This window comes from Umezawaea tangerina (assembly GCF_003002815.1).
In the GTDB taxonomy this organism is placed as follows: Bacteria; Actinomycetota; Actinomycetes; order Mycobacteriales; family Pseudonocardiaceae; genus Umezawaea; species Umezawaea tangerina.
The window spans coordinates 166,886-182,013 of record NZ_PVTF01000014.1 but is presented as its reverse complement, the minus strand read 5'-3'; the positions used below and the strand labels follow the sequence as shown (position 1 = coordinate 182,013).

Annotated in this window: 12 protein-coding genes; 7 read left to right on the top strand and 5 right to left on the bottom strand. The window is 70.4% G+C overall.

Annotated features, from left to right (window positions below; genetic code table 11):
* Position 1: 1 nt before the first annotated feature.
* Positions 2-799, bottom strand: a complete 798-nt coding sequence (locus tag CLV43_RS37740; RefSeq protein ID WP_106193699.1) for a choice-of-anchor protein CoaP — start codon at positions 797-799, stop codon at positions 2-4.
* A 312-nt stretch (positions 800-1,111) separates the two neighbouring features.
* On the opposite strand from CLV43_RS37740, the gene xrtP reads away from it, so the two are divergent.
* The 4 genes from xrtP to CLV43_RS37720 are packed head-to-tail and all read left to right on the top strand — an operon-like array spanning position 1,112 to position 6,121.
* Positions 1,112-1,642 (top strand): exosortase P, encoded by a 531-nt coding sequence (xrtP, locus tag CLV43_RS37735; RefSeq protein ID WP_245887273.1) that lies wholly within the window; start codon positions 1,112-1,114, stop codon positions 1,640-1,642.
* Positions 1,639-3,006, top strand: coding sequence for an XrtP-associated glycosyltransferase (locus tag CLV43_RS37730; protein WP_245887271.1), 1,368 nt, complete (start codon positions 1,639-1,641; stop codon positions 3,004-3,006). Before xrtP ends, CLV43_RS37730 begins: the two co-directional genes overlap by 4 nt.
* Positions 2,958-5,255, top strand: a complete 2,298-nt coding sequence (locus CLV43_RS37725) for an NACHT domain-containing protein (RefSeq protein ID WP_146175063.1) — start codon at positions 2,958-2,960, stop codon at positions 5,253-5,255. Before CLV43_RS37730 ends, CLV43_RS37725 begins: the two co-directional genes overlap by 49 nt.
* Positions 5,216-6,121, top strand: coding sequence for a hypothetical protein (locus CLV43_RS37720; RefSeq protein ID WP_146175062.1), 906 nt, complete (start codon positions 5,216-5,218; stop codon positions 6,119-6,121). The genes CLV43_RS37725 and CLV43_RS37720 overlap by 40 nt, the downstream gene beginning before the upstream one ends.
* Here the strand turns inward: CLV43_RS37720 and CLV43_RS37715 are convergent.
* Entirely contained in the window at positions 6,075-7,901 is a 1,827-nt protein-coding gene (locus tag CLV43_RS37715) for an elongation factor G (RefSeq protein WP_106193694.1), read from the bottom strand. The two genes, CLV43_RS37720 and CLV43_RS37715, sit on opposite strands and share 47 nt — an antisense overlap.
* 137 nt (positions 7,902-8,038) lie before the next feature.
* Between CLV43_RS37715 and CLV43_RS37710 the strand changes: the two genes are divergently transcribed.
* The 3 genes from CLV43_RS37710 to CLV43_RS37700 all read left to right on the top strand — a co-directional run bounded on the left by CLV43_RS37710 (position 8,039) and on the right by CLV43_RS37700 (position 11,517).
* On the top strand, positions 8,039-8,743 hold the full coding sequence (locus CLV43_RS37710) for a class I SAM-dependent methyltransferase (protein ID WP_106193692.1): 705 nt from the start codon (positions 8,039-8,041) through the stop codon (positions 8,741-8,743).
* 164 nt (positions 8,744-8,907) lie between these two features.
* A complete protein-coding gene (locus CLV43_RS37705) occupies positions 8,908-9,408 on the top strand; it encodes a biotin transporter BioY (RefSeq protein ID WP_425445793.1) in 501 nt (166 codons plus the stop codon).
* 57 nt (positions 9,409-9,465) lie between these two features.
* Positions 9,466-11,517 carry an ATP-dependent DNA helicase gene (locus CLV43_RS37700; protein ID WP_211304749.1) on the top strand — a complete coding sequence of 684 codons (2,052 nt, stop codon included), beginning with the start codon at positions 9,466-9,468 and terminating at the stop codon, positions 11,515-11,517.
* Between the two features lie 245 nt (positions 11,518-11,762).
* Here CLV43_RS37700 and CLV43_RS37695 read toward each other — a convergent pair whose 3' ends face one another.
* From CLV43_RS37695 to serB, 3 genes are read right to left on the bottom strand one after another with little or no spacing between them, the layout of a single operon-like run.
* Entirely contained in the window at positions 11,763-13,169 is a 1,407-nt protein-coding gene (locus tag CLV43_RS37695) for a phospholipase D-like domain-containing protein (protein ID WP_106193688.1), read from the bottom strand.
* Between the two features lie 28 nt (positions 13,170-13,197).
* Positions 13,198-13,902 (bottom strand): peptidyl-tRNA hydrolase, encoded by a 705-nt coding sequence (locus CLV43_RS37690; RefSeq protein ID WP_245887268.1) that lies wholly within the window; start codon positions 13,900-13,902, stop codon positions 13,198-13,200.
* Positions 13,899-15,125, bottom strand: a complete 1,227-nt coding sequence (gene serB / locus CLV43_RS37685) for a phosphoserine phosphatase SerB (RefSeq protein WP_106193687.1) — start codon at positions 15,123-15,125, stop codon at positions 13,899-13,901. The genes CLV43_RS37690 and serB overlap by 4 nt, the downstream gene beginning before the upstream one ends.
* Positions 15,126-15,128 lie beyond the last annotated feature (3 nt).

Here is a 15,128-nt window from a genome sequence, read left to right as displayed (position 1 = left end):
GTCAGAGCGCGTTGGGGTCGTCGGACCGGTACCGGCGGATGGCGACCGCGCCGACCGGGACCGCGGACACCGCGAGCAGTCCGAGGCTGACCCACAGCCCGGCGCCGGACGCCAGCGGGATGGGCAGGCCCGCGGGGCCGCAGGTGGCCGACGACAGCACGAGGTCGCCCGTGCCGATCGAGCCGAGCACACCGCCGACCAGCTCCACGTGGACCGCGTTGACGGTGAGGCTGCCGTCGGCGTTGTGCACCTGCTCGTTGAACACGACGTGCGCGATGTCGACGCCGACGAGCTCCACGTCGACAGTCGTGTTCGGCGCCGGGTCGGAGCCCACCACGCCGAGCGTCCCGAGGTCGGCGCCGACGAGCTTCGTCTTGCCGGACAGGCCCTTCTGCGTCGCCTGGCAGTCGGCCTCGACGACCGCGGCGGTGATCCCGCCGGTCACCGACTTGAGCAGGTCGACCCGCACGTCCGCCGTGCTCGCGTTGGCGTACACCCCGCCGGTCTTGTCGTCGCGGGAGGCGGAGGTGTTGACGGCGCCGGTCTTCAGCACGCCGGGCACCTCGACGCCCGCGAACGTGTTGGTGCTCGGCCCGTTCGCGTCGGAGGCCGCGAACGGGCCCGCCGACGCGGCCTTGCTGCCCTGCAGCGACAGGGCGAGCTTGACGCCGTGGGCGGACGCGTCCCCCGGCGCCGCCGACGCGGGCACCGCGCCGATCAGCAGCGCGGCGGTGGCGGCCAGCACGGCGAGGCAACCCCTCCGCGCCGAGGTCGACGCCCGATGAGGACGAACACGCATGACAGCTCCCTTTCCCGTCCGCGTCCCGGACAAGGGTGATCCGCGGGTGGGGTCACGACCGGGGCAGCGCTCTCCACACCTCGGTGGCCAGCAATTACCCATCGGCGGACACACCGTCGTATTAAGGGTTGCTGACCGTAAGGAGTGACGGCGTACACCCGGATCGCCCAGTCGGAGCCACCCAAAGTGGACGGTTAGCTCGAACCGGCCCGATTTGGTCACCCGATCCGGGGGTTTTGTTCGGGATAGGACCGGCCGATGGCCAGTCAGTACCTCTTTCGGGCTTTCTCCAATGGCTGAAAGGAACCTGGGGTGGCGCTTGCGGATTCCCCGGCGGCCCGTCGCACCGACCTGCCGAGCCGGGTGGTCGTCGTAGCCCTCCTGGGTGTCGCCGCGGCCCTGGTGTTCGCGAACCGCGCCTACCGCGACGCCGAGATCTCGGTGTCCGGCCTGCTGCTCGGGGCCGTCGACCCGGACGGCGTCGCGGTGGTCGCCGAGCGCCAGACCGTCTACTTCGGACTCCACTCGGGCACGCCGCTGGGCCTGCGGATGACGCCGGAGTGCACGTCGGCGTTCCTGGTGCTGCCGCTGCTGGTGATCGGCGCGGTCATGGTCGCGCTGCGGCCGCGGGTCGCGCGGCGGGTGCTGCTCGCCGTCGGCGTCGCCGCGGTGGCCGTCGTGGTGGTGAACCAGGTGCGCGTGCTCGCGCTGGCCGGACTGGTGGAGTGGCTGGGCACCGACACCGGCTACTACTGGGGCCACACCCTGCTCGGGTCGATGGTCAGCGTCCTGGGCGGCGCCGCCGCGCTCGTGCTGTTCGCCAGGCTGGCCACCCGCGGATGACGTCGAGCCTGGACGTGCTGCTGGGGTTCACCCAGGCCCTCGCGCTGACGATGTCGGTCGCGTTCGTCACCTACGTGCTCGTGATCGTCGTGCCGTACCTGCGGCACCGCCCCGCCCCCGCGGGCAGGCCCGGCGACTACGAGTGGCACTTCCTGGTGCCGTGCCGCGACGAGGAGGCGGTCATCGGCGACACCCTCGCGTACCTGCGGATGAACTTCCCCACCGCGCACGTGTGGGTCGTCGACGACGCCTCCGACGACGGCACCGCCACCGTCGTGCGGCTGTGGCAGGAGGGCGGTGGCGTCGAGGACACCCACATCCACCTGGTCAGCCGGGCGCTGCCGCTGGCGCGGACCGGCAAGGGCGACGCCCTCAACGACGCCTACCGCGCGCTCAAGCTGTCCATGGGCAGGCACGCCGACCCCGACCGCGTGCTCGTCGTGGTCGTCGACGCCGACGGGCGCCCGGCCCGCGACTGCCTGGAGGTCTGCGCCGCCGACCACCTCTTCGGCGACCCCCGCGTCGGCGCCGTCCAGGTCGACGTGCGGATGAGCAACACCGGCGTCCCCCAGGCCTCCGGGTCGTGGTGGCGCAGGCGCTTCGGCACCGCGCTGGTCCGCATGCAGGACCTGGAGTTCCGCACCGCCATCGCCGCCATCCAGCTGTCCCGCGGCGTCACCGGCACCATCTCCATGGGCGGCAACGGCCAGTTCACCAGGCTGTCCGCGCTGGACTCCATCGCCGGACCCACCGGGCAGCCGTGGCGCGGCTCGCTGCTGGAGGACTTCGAGCTGGGCGTCCACCTGCTCACCGCCGGGTGGCGCACCGGTTTCACCATGGACACCCACGTGCGGCAGGAGGGGCTCTACAGCCTGCGGCGGTTCCTCGCCCAACGCACCCGGTGGGGCCAGGGCACCATGCAGTGCATGCGCTACCTGCGCCGCATCTGGGACTCCCCGCACCTGTCCACCCTGGGCGCCGCCGAGATGCTCTACTACCTCGCCCAACCCTGGATGCAGCTCCTCGGCAGCCTCGTCTACCCCATCCCCCTGCTCCTGCTCGCCCACCGCACCCTCGTCTCGCCCGGCGAGGTGTGGACGTGGTTCTCCGACGGCGCCTGGATCCTCTTCGCCGTCTACGGCGCCTTCGGCCTGCTCCCGTTCGTCCTGTGGGGCCCCGTCTACCGCAAGCGCTGCTCCCCCGACACCTCCCTGCTGCGCTCCCTCGCCTACGGATTCGGCTACGCGCTGTACATCTACACGTTCTACGTCACGTCCTGGCGCGCCCTGGCCCGCCTGCTCCGCCGCGACAACACGTGGACCAAGACCCGCCGCAACGACGACCCGCTAACGGTTCACACCTGATCTTCGACTTGGGTGGTATAACCACGTTCAGCTATCGCGACGCCGTCAAGCTCATGGGGGCTTCCGAGCACAAGGCCGTCGCGGTGCTCGACAAGCTGCTCGGCGGAACGCTGCTGGCCGGATCGGTGCTGGGCATCCCCGACGTGCTCAGCTGGTTCGACGCCAAAGCGGACCTCATCCGCTTCTCGCACGAGTACGCGGTGAAGCTGTCGGAGAAGCGCAGCGGCATCTCCCGCTACGACCGGACCCAGCGGTTGCACGCGGCGCACACCGTCATCGTGCTGGTGTCGTTCTTCGAGGTCGTCGACGAGTCCGGCGTGCCGTTTTCCACAGCGGACTTGGGGTTTCTCCAGAAGGACGGGGTGAGCCTGGCGAAGGTGCTCCCCGAACTGGCCGGTCTCGCGACATCCCCCGTACCACTGGTGTCGCCGGAGCGCCCGTACGAGGACAACCTCGAAGCACTCACCAGGTACTACCGGGGCTTGGCGGTGGGGATGACGTCCTTCGTGCGCGGGCTGGCGGTATGGGACGACATGGACGAGCGCCAGCGAGGACTGCTGGACGACCTCCACGAGGCCGCCTGCCGCCGGTACGAGGAGAACATCCGCAGGCTCGCGGTGGACTGCCCGGAGTTCGCCTTCTGGTCGTCCTCGCAGGACCACCAGGCGACCCGTGTGGTGGTGCGGACGGCGTTGGCCGAGGTCGAACGCCTCTTCGCCACCCTGACGGTGGGCAACACGCCGCAGCAGCGGCGCGCGGAGCTGGCCCACTGGTACCACTCGGTGCTGGACTCCCCGATCATCGCGCCCGGCGAGGTGCCGGACGGGCTGACCATCCCGTTGTTCCGCGACTGCTACATCGATCCCCGCTTCCAGGTCGGCCATCCGTCCGGCCCGGCGCAGACGCAGTCCTGGAAATCGTTGCCGGTGCGCACAGACGCCCACGACTTCTTCGTCGGCTACCTGACCTCCCCCAAAGCCACCCAGGTCCCCCTGCTCGTCCTCGGTGATCCCGGCTCCGGGAAGTCGGTGCTGACCAAGGTCCTCTCCGCCCGCCTGCCCGCCACCGACTTCCTGCCGCTGCGGGTCGAACTCCGCACCGCACCGACTGAAGCCGACCTGGTCCAGCAGCTCGAACACAGCCTCCGCACCGTCCTCGACGAGCCCGTGACCTGGGCGGACTTCGCCAGGTCGGCCGACGGCGCGCTGCCGGTGGTGTTCCTGGACGGCTTCGACGAACTGCTCCAGGCCACCGGCGTCAGCCAGACCAACTACCTGAAGAGGATCGAGCAGTTCCAACACGACAGCGCCGCCAAACGCCGCCCGGTCGCGGTCATCGTCACCAGCCGCATCAGCGTGGCCGACCGCGCGACCATCCCCGACCAGTCCACGATCATGCGTCTGGCGCCGTTCGACGCGGAACAGACCGGACGCTGGGTCCAGGCGTGGAACGACGCCAACGGCGCATCACTCGACGTGGCCACCGTGCTCGCTTACCCGGAACTCGCCGAGCAGCCACTGCTGCTGTTGATGCTCGCCCTGTACAACGCCCTCCAACCCCTCAGCGGCACCATCAGTGAAGCCCAACTGTACGAACAACTGCTCGTCAGCTTCGCCCGCCGCGAGATCGACAAGGACGTAGAGGAACACTCGCCGGAGCACGTCGAGGAAGCGGTCGAGCACGAACTCCAACGACTGTCCGTGGTCGCGCTCGCGATGTTCAACCGCGGCACCCAGTGGATCGAGGAACACGAACTCGACCGCGACCTGGCGGCCCTGCTCGGCGAACGCCCGGAACGAACCGGCACCCGAAAACCCCTCGGTCCCGGCGAAGCAGTGCTCGGCCGCTTCTTCTTCATCCAACGCGCCCAAGCCGTCCGCGACGAACAAGTGCTGCGGACCTACGAGTTCCTGCACGCCACCTTCAGCGAGTACCTGGTGGCGCGGTTCGTCTGGCGCACTTTGGAGAACCTGCTGCACGCGGAGAAGTCCGCATCACGCCTGAACCGCTCCCGAGCACTGGACGACAGCGAGTTGTACAGCCTCCTGTCCTTCGCACCGCTGTCCTCACGGCAGCCAGTCATACGTTTTCTCGACGAACTGGCCGGGGAATCGGCGATCCGCGCCGACCTGGCGGCGATGCTGCTGCGGATCTTCTACCCCGCGAACCGGCACAGGGACAAGACGGACTACGAACCCGTGCCTTTCACATGCCGAGCAGATACGCCTTCTACAGCGCCAACATCGTGATCCTCTCGGTCATCACCCACGGCGAACTCTCGGCAGAGGCCTTGTTCGGACCTGTGGACGTACCGTCCACCTGGCACCGACAAGCACTCCTGTGGAAATCCCAGATCGTCGGGGCCGAATGGCAAGGTCTGGTCGACGCGATCCACCTGACCAAGATCTGGCGCAACGACACGCGCGACCTGCTCCTGCGTCTGCCTCGGCCGGATGACTCGATTCCCGAACCAGACCTGAGCTGGCAGATAAGCACCCCGCCGCACGATCAGAACGACGGCTGGTACACCCTCTTCCCCGATGAGGACGCCCACTTCCTCTGCGATCCAGTGATCGACTACTACCGGTATGCAGTCGCTCCTGCGGAGAGCATGGGCCCCTCTCCTTTTGCGATCTACCGCGCTCGCGGGACGAGTACGAGTCCGACCTACGCCATGCTCGAACTTCTTTCCGGCCATGCTGAGGCGAACGCGCGAGAACCAGGCCTCTGGAACGCTCTTGACGAGGACTGGAACCTGACTGCTCGCCTGCTGAGGTCTTCCGCCCACTTCGACGCGGTTGTTCCCCTGGGCCTCTTAGGGAGTGTCATGGGAGTCGAGATGACGACATTGCTGTTCGACCGCATCGGGCGAGGCGGGGACGACGACACGATGGCGGAGGCGGTGAATCTGCCCAGCGTCGTCTGGGGGTTCCAGCAGATCGACATCGCCGCCCTCGACGCGGCCCTCCGGCTGGCCGAAGGCGGCGGTGACACGGATTTGCTCGACCTCACTTTCGTGTGGTCCATGGTGGATCAGGGCAAAGTCGCCTTGTCCCGGCCAGATCTGGTCAAACGGCTCCGGAACGTCGCGCTGGAACAGGGCTGGGAGCCCTAGCCCCGACCACCGGCCGGTAGCTGTCGAACCGGCTGACCAGCACCCCCTCGCCGTGGCTCAGGCCGGGCAGGAGGTGGGTGAAGGCGTGGACCGTCCGCAACGGGATCGTGCCCTCGATCAGCGGTCCGTCGACCACCTCCGGCACGGCCCCGTGCGCGGCCAGGGCGGCCAGTACGGGGCTGGTGGTGTCGACGGGTACCTCCAGGTCGAAGTGGGCGACCGGTTCGAGGACCGTGGTGCCCGCGCTCCGCAAGGCCTCCATGAGCACGAGCGGTGCCAGGCCGCGGAAGTCGGCGGCGACGGTGACGGGGCTGGAGTAGGCGCAGTGGGTGAGGGTGACGCGGATGTCGTGGACCGCCCAGCCGTGCGGGCCCCTGGCGAGGGTGGCCAGCACGGTGTCCTCGATGGCCTTGTGGAACGCGAGCGGCAACGAGCCGAGCTCGACCTCCAGGCCGTAGGAGCGGGTGGGCCACGGTTCGACGCGGAGGCCGACGGTGGCGACGAAGGGGTTGCCCGCGCCCATCTCGACCAGCGCCGAGCCGGTGCCCGCGGGGTGTTCGACGCAGATGACGCTGGTCGGGGAGAACGTGGCGGGGATGCCGTGGTCGTGCAGGAGGGTGTCGGCGATGACCTCCTTCTGCACCTCGCCGTAGAGCGACACGACGATGTCGGAGCCCTTGCGGACGTTGATGAACGGGTCCTGCGAGGACAGCTGGACCAGCGCGTCGTACAGGTCGGGTGACGGGGACTCGACGACGGTCTCCAACGTCGGCGGGGCGAAGAAGTGGTGGGCGGCGGGGTGCGGGGTGCCCAGCTGGTCGCCGATGCGCAGGTCGCGGGGGCCGCGGATCTTGGCGATCTCGCCGCTGCCCGCGACGCCCGCGACCGTCCTGGAGCCGTGGGAGAAGACGAGAACGCTGGTCAGGCGGGCGGTGAGCGACGTGTCGCCGCGGTGGAAGTCGACCTTCTCCCGCGCGGCGAGCGTGCCGGAGTGCAGGCGGACGTAGGCGCTGCCGTCGCGGTCGATCTTGAACACGGTGGCGCGCAGGTCGGGTGCGGGGTGGTTGACCGGGAAGTAGCGGGTGATGGCGTCGACCAGGCCGGGGATGCCCGCGCCGGTGACCGCCGAGCCGAAGAAGACCGGGTGCAGGCGGCCCGCGCGGGACTGCCGGGCGAGCTCGGCGCGGCAGTCGTCGTAGGTCAGCGTGGTGTCCAGGTAGCGGGCCAGGAACGTGTCGTCGTGCTCGGCGAGGTCGGCCGCGAAACCGCGCGGGACGGGACTCGCGGAGCGGGTGCCCAGGTCGGTGACGGTGCTCATCGGCACCAGCGCCGGGGTGAGGGCGGTGCGGATCGAGGCGAGCAGGTCGGCGTAGCGGGCGCCGCGGCGGTCGATCTTGTTCACGAACAGCAGCACGGGCAGGCCGAGCCGCACCAGCGTGCGCATGAGCAGCCTGGTGTGCGCCTGGACGCCCTCCACCGCGGAGACGACCAGGATGACGCCGTCGAGCACGGCGAGGGCCCGTTCGACCTCGGAGATGAAGTCCGGGTGGCCCGGTGTGTCGATGAGGTTGACCTTGACGTCGCCGACGGTGAAGGCGACCACGGCGGAGCGGATGGTGATGCCCCGCTTGCGCTCCAGGTCGTCGGTGTCGGTCTGGGTGTCGCCGCGGTCGACGCTGCCCACGTGGTCGATGACGCCCGTGGCGTGCAGCAGCCGTTCGGTCAGGCTGGTCTTCCCGGCGTCAACATGGGCGAGGATCCCGATGTTCACGGTCTTCATGGCGTGCTTGTCCCCTGTGTTCGGTCGTCACGTGCGGAACCGGCGCAACACAGGTCTTTCGGGGCACGTCATCTCCTCGATCGCAGGGGCGTCGAAATTCCAAGGTAACAACGGGCGCAACCGAATAACCTGCCCCGATGGCCGACACGGCGGACTGGTACGACACCGTCAACACCTGGGACGCGAGCGACGACTTCTACCTCGGGCTGGTGCTGCCCGAGGCGTCCGTGCTGGACGTCGGCTGCGGCACCGGGTCGCTGCTCGCGGCGGCACGGGACGCCGGGCACACCGGGCGGCTCGTCGGGCTCGACCCCGACGAGGGGATGCTGGCCGTGGCCCGCCGCCGGTCCGACGTGGAGTGGGTGCTCGGGGACGCCGCCTCGGCGCGCTGGGACCGGGAGTTCGAGCTGGCCGTGATGACCGGGCACGCGTTCCAGGCGCTGATCACCGACGACGAGGTGCGCGAGGCGCTGGCGGCGGTCCGGAACGCCCTCACCGGCACCGGGCGGTTCGCGTTCGAGACCCGGAACCCGGCCGCGCGGGCGTGGGAGCGGTGGACGCCCGCGAACGGCACCGAGGTGACCAGGGACGGCGTGACCGTGCGGATCGAGCACGACGCCGAGCTCGTCGGCGACGTGGTCCGGCTCAGCGAGACGTTCAGCGGGCCGCCGTGGCCCGAGCCGCAGGTGAGCCGGGGCAGCCTGCGGTTCCTGTCCGCCGAACGGCTGGACGGGTTCCTCCACGAGGCGGGGCTCGAGGTCGCCGAGCGGTACGGCGACTGGGCGAGGGGTCCGGTGTCCGAGTCCAGTCCAGAGCTGGTCACGGTCGTGAGGAGGGCGTGAGGTTCGCAACTTGTCGATGTGGACAAGGGAGCAGAACCGGGAAATCCGGTTAACCTGCTTGGAGCGCCGCGTTCCACCTGGGAGGTCCCGTGTCCGTTCTCGCCATTCCCCGCAGGGCGGTCCTGGCCGACTTCGTCCCCGGATCGATCGCGCGCGACGTCGCGATGGTCATCGGCGGAGCCGTGGTCACCGGGCTCGCCGCGCAGGTCGCGTTCCCGGTTCCGGGCAGTCCCGTGCCGATCACCGGGCAGACGTTCGCCGCCCTGCTCGTGGGCGCGTCCCTCGGCTGGCAGCGCGGCGCGACCTCGATGCTGCTCTACCTGATCGCCGGGGTGTCCGGTGTGCCGTGGTTCCAGGGCGGCGCGGCCGGTGCGACGGCGTCGCTCGGCTACGTGGTCGGGTTCGTGTTCGCCGGGGCCCTGGTCGGCACGCTGGCGGGTCGCGGCGGTGACCGCACGCCGGTGCGCACGGTGGGCACGATGGTGCTCGGCAGCCTCGTCATCTACGCCTTCGGCGTGCCGTGGCTGATGGCGGCCACGAACGTCGGCCTCGGCCGGGCGCTGGAGCTGGGCGTGGTGCCGTTCCTGCTCGGTGACGCCCTGAAGGTCGTCCTCGCCGCCGGGCTCCTGCCCGCCGGATGGGCCCTGGTCCGCCGGTTCCGGTAGGGACCACCGGCTGGTGCGTGCGCGGAACTGACGGTGCCTCCGGGTACCTTCTCCGGTGTGCCCGCCACCTCCGCGATCCCCGACACCCGCACCCTGCTCGCCACCGCCGTGGAGTCGGTGGGCGGAGCCGAGCGCCAGGGTCAGGTCGACATGGCCGAGGCGGTCGACCACTCGATCCGCACCGGCGAACACCTGGCCGTGCAGGCCGGGACCGGCACCGGGAAGTCGTTGGCGTACCTCGTTCCCGCGCTGAGGCACGCGGTCGCCGAGGAGGCGACGGTCGTCGTCTCGACGGCCACGATCGCGTTGCAGCGGCAGCTGGTCGACCGGGACCTGCCGCGGCTGGCGAAGGCGTTGAAGAAGGAGCTGGGACGCGAGCCGAACTTCGCGATCCTCAAGGGCAGGCGCAACTACCTGTGCATGCACCGGCTGCACTCCGGCGCACCGGACGAACCCGACGACGGCGCCCTGTTCGACCCGTTCGCGGTGTCGCGGCTGGGGCGCGAGGTGAAGCGGCTGCACGAGTGGTCGTCCGACACCGAGACCGGTGACCGCGACGAGCTGGTGCCCGGTGTGTCCGAGCAGGCCTGGCGGCAGGTGTCCGTGACGGCGCGCGAGTGCCTCGGCGTGGCCAAGTGCCCGATCGGCGTCGACTGCTTCGCCGAGAGGGCGCGGGCCGAGGCGGGCAAGGCCGACGTGGTGGTGACCAACCACGCGATGCTCGCGATCGACGCCATCGAGGGCTACCAGGTGCTGCCCGAGCACGACGTCGTCGTGATCGACGAGGCGCACGACCTGGTCGACCGCGTCACGTCCGTGGCCACCGAGGAGCTCAGCGCGGCCGCCATCGCCGCGGCGGCCCGCCGGTGCGGTCGGCTGATCGACCAGGACGTGGCCGACCGGATGGCCGAGGCCAGCGACGGGCTGGCGATGCTGCTGGAGGACCTGCCGGTCGGGCGCATGGACGAGCTGCCCCGCCCCCTCGCGGCCACGCTGGCCGCGGTCCGGGACGCGGCGCACGCGTGCGTGACGTCGCTCGGGCCGGAGCGCAAGGAGGACGTCGAGGGCGCCACCTCGCGCAAGCTCGCGCTGTCGCTGCTGGAGGAGGTGCACGACGGCGCGGTGCGCATCCTCGACGCGTTCGACGAGGAGCGCGACGTCGTGTGGGTGTCCGGCGACTTCGCCGACCGCGGCCGCGCCCCGACGCTGCGGGTCGCCCCGCTCGGCGTCGGCGGACTGCTGCGCGAACGGCTGTTCGGCAAGCGCACCACCGTGTTGACCTCCGCCACGCTCACCCTCGGCGGCACCTTCGACACCCTCGCCCGCCAGTGGGGACTACCCGCGTCCTCCACCGTCCGGAAGGCCGAAGGCACCGCCACCGACAAGGAACCACCGTCCGACTCGTCCGGTCCCCGCTGGACCGGCCTCGACGTCGGCTCACCGTTCCAGCACGGCAGCAGCGGAATCCTCTACGTGGCAAGGCACCTGCCGCCTCCCGGCCGCGACGGCCTCCCCCCGTCCTACGTGGACGAGATCGAAGGACTCGTCAACGCCGCAGGCGGCCGAACCCTCGGCCTGTTCTCCTCCATGCGCGCGGCCAAGTCCGCCGCGGAGGCGCTGCGCGACAAGCTGGAGTACACCGTGTACTGCCAGGGCGACGACGCGACCGGCCAGCTCGTCAAGAAGTTTTCCGAAGACCCCCGCAGCTGCCTCTTCGGCACGCTGTCGCTGTGGCAGGGCGTGGACGTCCCCGGCCCCTCACTGCAACTCGTCATCATGGACCGCATCCCCTTCCCCCGCCCCGACGACCCCCTCGCCTCGGCACGCCAGAAGGCCGTGTCCGAACGCGGCGGCAACGGCTTCCTCACCGTCGCCGCCACCCACGCCGCACTCCTGCTCGCCCAGGGCGCCGGCCGCCTACTCCGCTCCATGAACGACAAAGGCGTAGTCGCCATCCTGGACCCGCGCCTGGCGACCGCCCGATACGGCGGCTTCCTACGGGCTTCGCTGCCGCCGTACTGGACGACCTACGACCCCGAAGTCGTACGAGCAGCACTAAAACGCCTGGACGCCGCCGTAGACGACGACGGAAACAAAAAGAAGAAGTAGCAACAACCAGAATGCCAACCAACTGCCCGAAAACACCAACCACCCAACGAAGCTGAAAGCGAGCGGCACCCGTCCGCTGGCGGCCGGCTTGACTTGGGGTTTTTGGGCTTAAACTTGCGGCGGCGGGCAGGCTCTACCACCTGCCCTTTTCGCCCGACGAAGCCCAAAAAAGGGGCCCCAAGTCAAGCCGGCCGCACCGCCCACGGCCGCAGCGACACCCCGTTCACCTCAGCCGCGACACCTACCTACCCATCCACCAACAACCCCCGAAGCGGCCCCTGCAACCTCCCCGCCCTCCTAGACACCCCAGGCAGCTCGGTCAACCTCCCCTCCCCCTCCATAGCCGCCCTCCAAACCCGATCCACAACCTCCGCCGGACTCCCGTCGATCTCCCCCACCGGCCGTTGCAGGTGCTCCGACCACAACCTCAACCGCGTATCCCGTGCAACCACCGGATCATCCGTCACCACGTTCACCTCGGTGTCGTTGAACAGCGAGTGCTCGTTCAAGTTCGCCGATCCAACAGTCAACCAGCGGTCGTCCACGATTCCGAGCTTGGCGTGCACGTACACCTGCGTTGTGTTCTCCCCGTCGTGCGTCTCGATCGTCGACGCGACCAACCGCCCGTTCCCCCCGTCGGCGTCGATCAGCCTGCCCAGCTGCCCCCTGGTGGTGTCGGACCCGTTGCTCGGCTTGCGCGGCAGGACAAGAACAACGCGGTAGTCGTCGTTCGGCGGGTTCTTCAGCTTGTCGATCAGGATCTCGGTGATCTCCGGTGACCAGAGGAACTGGTTCTCCAGGTACACCAGGTGTTCCGAGCTGCGCAGGGCGCGCATGTAGGCGTCGAGGATGCTGAACTCGCCGCGCGGGGCGAAGTCGTAGTTGCGTTCCGGCACCGTGCGCGTGACCTGGATGGACGACGTGCCGACGGGGGCTGGCACAACCGGTTTCGGCAGTTTCTGGCCCGCCACCTCGGTCCACCGGCTGCGGAAGTGCTCGGCCACGTCCGCCACGGCGGGGCCCTCGATCTTGGAGCTGTGGTCGTGCCAGCCGATGGGGCGTTCCGCAGGGTGCTCGTGGCTGTCGTGGCGGTCGCCCTCCAGCGCGGTGAAGTCGATGCCGCCGACGAACGCGACCTCGTCGTCGATGACCACGATCTTCTCGTGGTGGCAGTGCATCGAGCGTTCACGCGAGTCGAGCACGCACTGCACGGCGCTGTTCTCGGTGAACGCCTTCTGGTTGCCCAGCACGCGTTTGCGGGTCGGCTCGAACATCGGCACCGGCGGGCCCGCCCACAGCAGCAGCCGGACCGGGACGCGGTCGGCCACGGTGGTGAGCAGCTCGCTGAACGTCGGCTCGCCGGGCTCGCGGCTCAGCTTGAAGTCGGGGCTCGCGTGCCAACTGGCGATGTGGACGTGGGAGCGGGCCCCCTCGATCGCCTTCGCGATGACCGGGAGGGCTTCCGAGCCGTCGAGCAGCAACCGGATGCGGTTGCCGTGCCGGACCGGCACGCGGGGCGAGAACCACCCCGTCGCGCCGTCGCCGAGCACCTCACCCCAGCCGAGCTTCGTGAGGCGCCGGTCGTGGTGCGCGCACAGCACACCCTCCAGCTGGTCACCGAGGCGGTCGTCGAGCGTGTCGAATAGGCCCACACCTCGTCTTTACCCCGAATCGGACCGGTCAAACGCCCGGCCACTCCGCCACGACCGTCGTGGTACCCGGCGCGACCTCGGTGAACCCCGCGTCGCGCACGGCCACCGCGCCCGCCGCCAGCAGCGACTCCCACCTCTCCGCGGAGGGGGTGCGGACGGCCGTGCGGAAGTCGGCGGCGATCCAGGCCTTGAGCCGGTCCTCGGACAGCGTCGGCGCGAGCAGCATGGTCGCGTGGCCGACCTGCGCGGCCGCCTTCCCCGCCGTCATCGGCACCTTCGGGTTCAGCCACAGCACCGGCACCCCGTCCGGGAGCGGGCCTGGGTCGTCCTCGGGCAGCTCGCTGCCCGAGATCTGCAACCGGGTGAGCTCCTTGGGCGCCTCCACGACCAGGCCGGGCACGAGCGCGCGGGCCTCGGCGCCGTCCACGGAGATCGTCACACCGGGCAGGGCCTGCACGGCCTCCCAGTGCGCCCCGCGGGCCCGGCGGGAGACCTTGCGGATCCGGCCGTGGACCCACGTCACGACCTCGTCGTGCCACTCCCCCTCCGGCTCGGCGCGCGGGTCGAGGCAGACCGCGATGGCGGCCGCGGCGGCGGCCTCCAGGATCGCGGTGCGGCTCGGCGGTGTGGCGCGTTCGATGCGCAGCACCACGGGCATGGCGCGCACCAGCGCGGGGTCTTCCTCGTCGGTCGAGTAGCTGCGACCGACCAGCAGGTCCAGGACCTCGCTCACGGCCGCACCAGCTCCAGCCCGTCGGCCGCGTCGGCGGCCTCCACCTCGCCCCTGGTCACGCCGAGCACGAACAGCACGGCGTCGAGGAACGGGTGCGACAGCGCGGTGTCGGCCACCTCGCGCAGCGCGGGCTTGGCGTTGAACGCCACGCCGAGGCCCGCGGTGCCGAGCATGTCGATGTCGTTGGCGCCGTCGCCGACCGCCACGCACTGCGCCAGCGGCACGTCGGCCTCCTCGGCGAACCGGCGCAGCGCCACGGCCTTGCCCGCCCGGTCGACCACGTCGCCGACCACCCGGCCGGTCAGCTTGCCGTCGACGACCTCCAGCTCGTTGGCCGCGCAGAAGTCCAGCGACAGCTCCTCGACGAGCCCCTGGATGACCCTGGTGAACCCGCCCGACACGACCCCGCAGCGGAAGCCGAGCCGCTTGAGCGTGCGGATCGTGGTGCGCGCGCCCGCGGTCAGCTCCAGGTTCGCGCCGACCTCGTCCAGCACGCCCTCCGGCAGCCCTTCCAGCAGGGCGACGCGGCGGCGCAGCGACTCGGTGAAGTCCAGCTCGCCGCGCATCGCGGCGTCGGTGATCTCGCGGACCTTGTCCTCGCAGCCGACGTGCGCGGCCAGCATCTCGATGACCTCGCCCTGGATGAGCGTGGAGTCGACGTCGAACACCACCAGGCGCTTCGCCCGGCGGGCCAGGCCCGCGCGTTCCACGGCCACGTCCAGGCCGACCCGCACGGACACGTCGGCCAGCGCGGACCGCAGCTCGGCGTCGCTCTCGGCGGTGTCGGCGGCGACCGAGACCCGCAGCTCCAGGCCGGTCACCGGGTAGTCGGCGACACCGCGGATCGCGTCGATGTTCACGCCCAGCGACGCCAGCCTGCGCGCGACCTCGGTGAACGCCCGCGCCGTCACCGGGCGGCCGAGCACGATCAGCACGTGGCTGGACTCCAGCCGCGCGGTGCGCCGGGAGTCGGCGCCCAGCTCGATCTCCACCTGCATGGACACCGTCGCCATGGCCTGCTCGACCGACTCCTGCAGCCCCTCGGGGTCGTGGTCGGCCTCGACCAGCACACCCAGGACCAGCCGACCGCGGATGACGACCTGCTCGACGTCGAGCACGTCCACCCCGTGCCTGGTCAGCACCGCGAACAGCACCGAGGACACCCCCGGTTTGTCCGGTCCGGTGACCGTGATCAGCACTGGCGTGGCCTTGGCCTTGTTCACTGG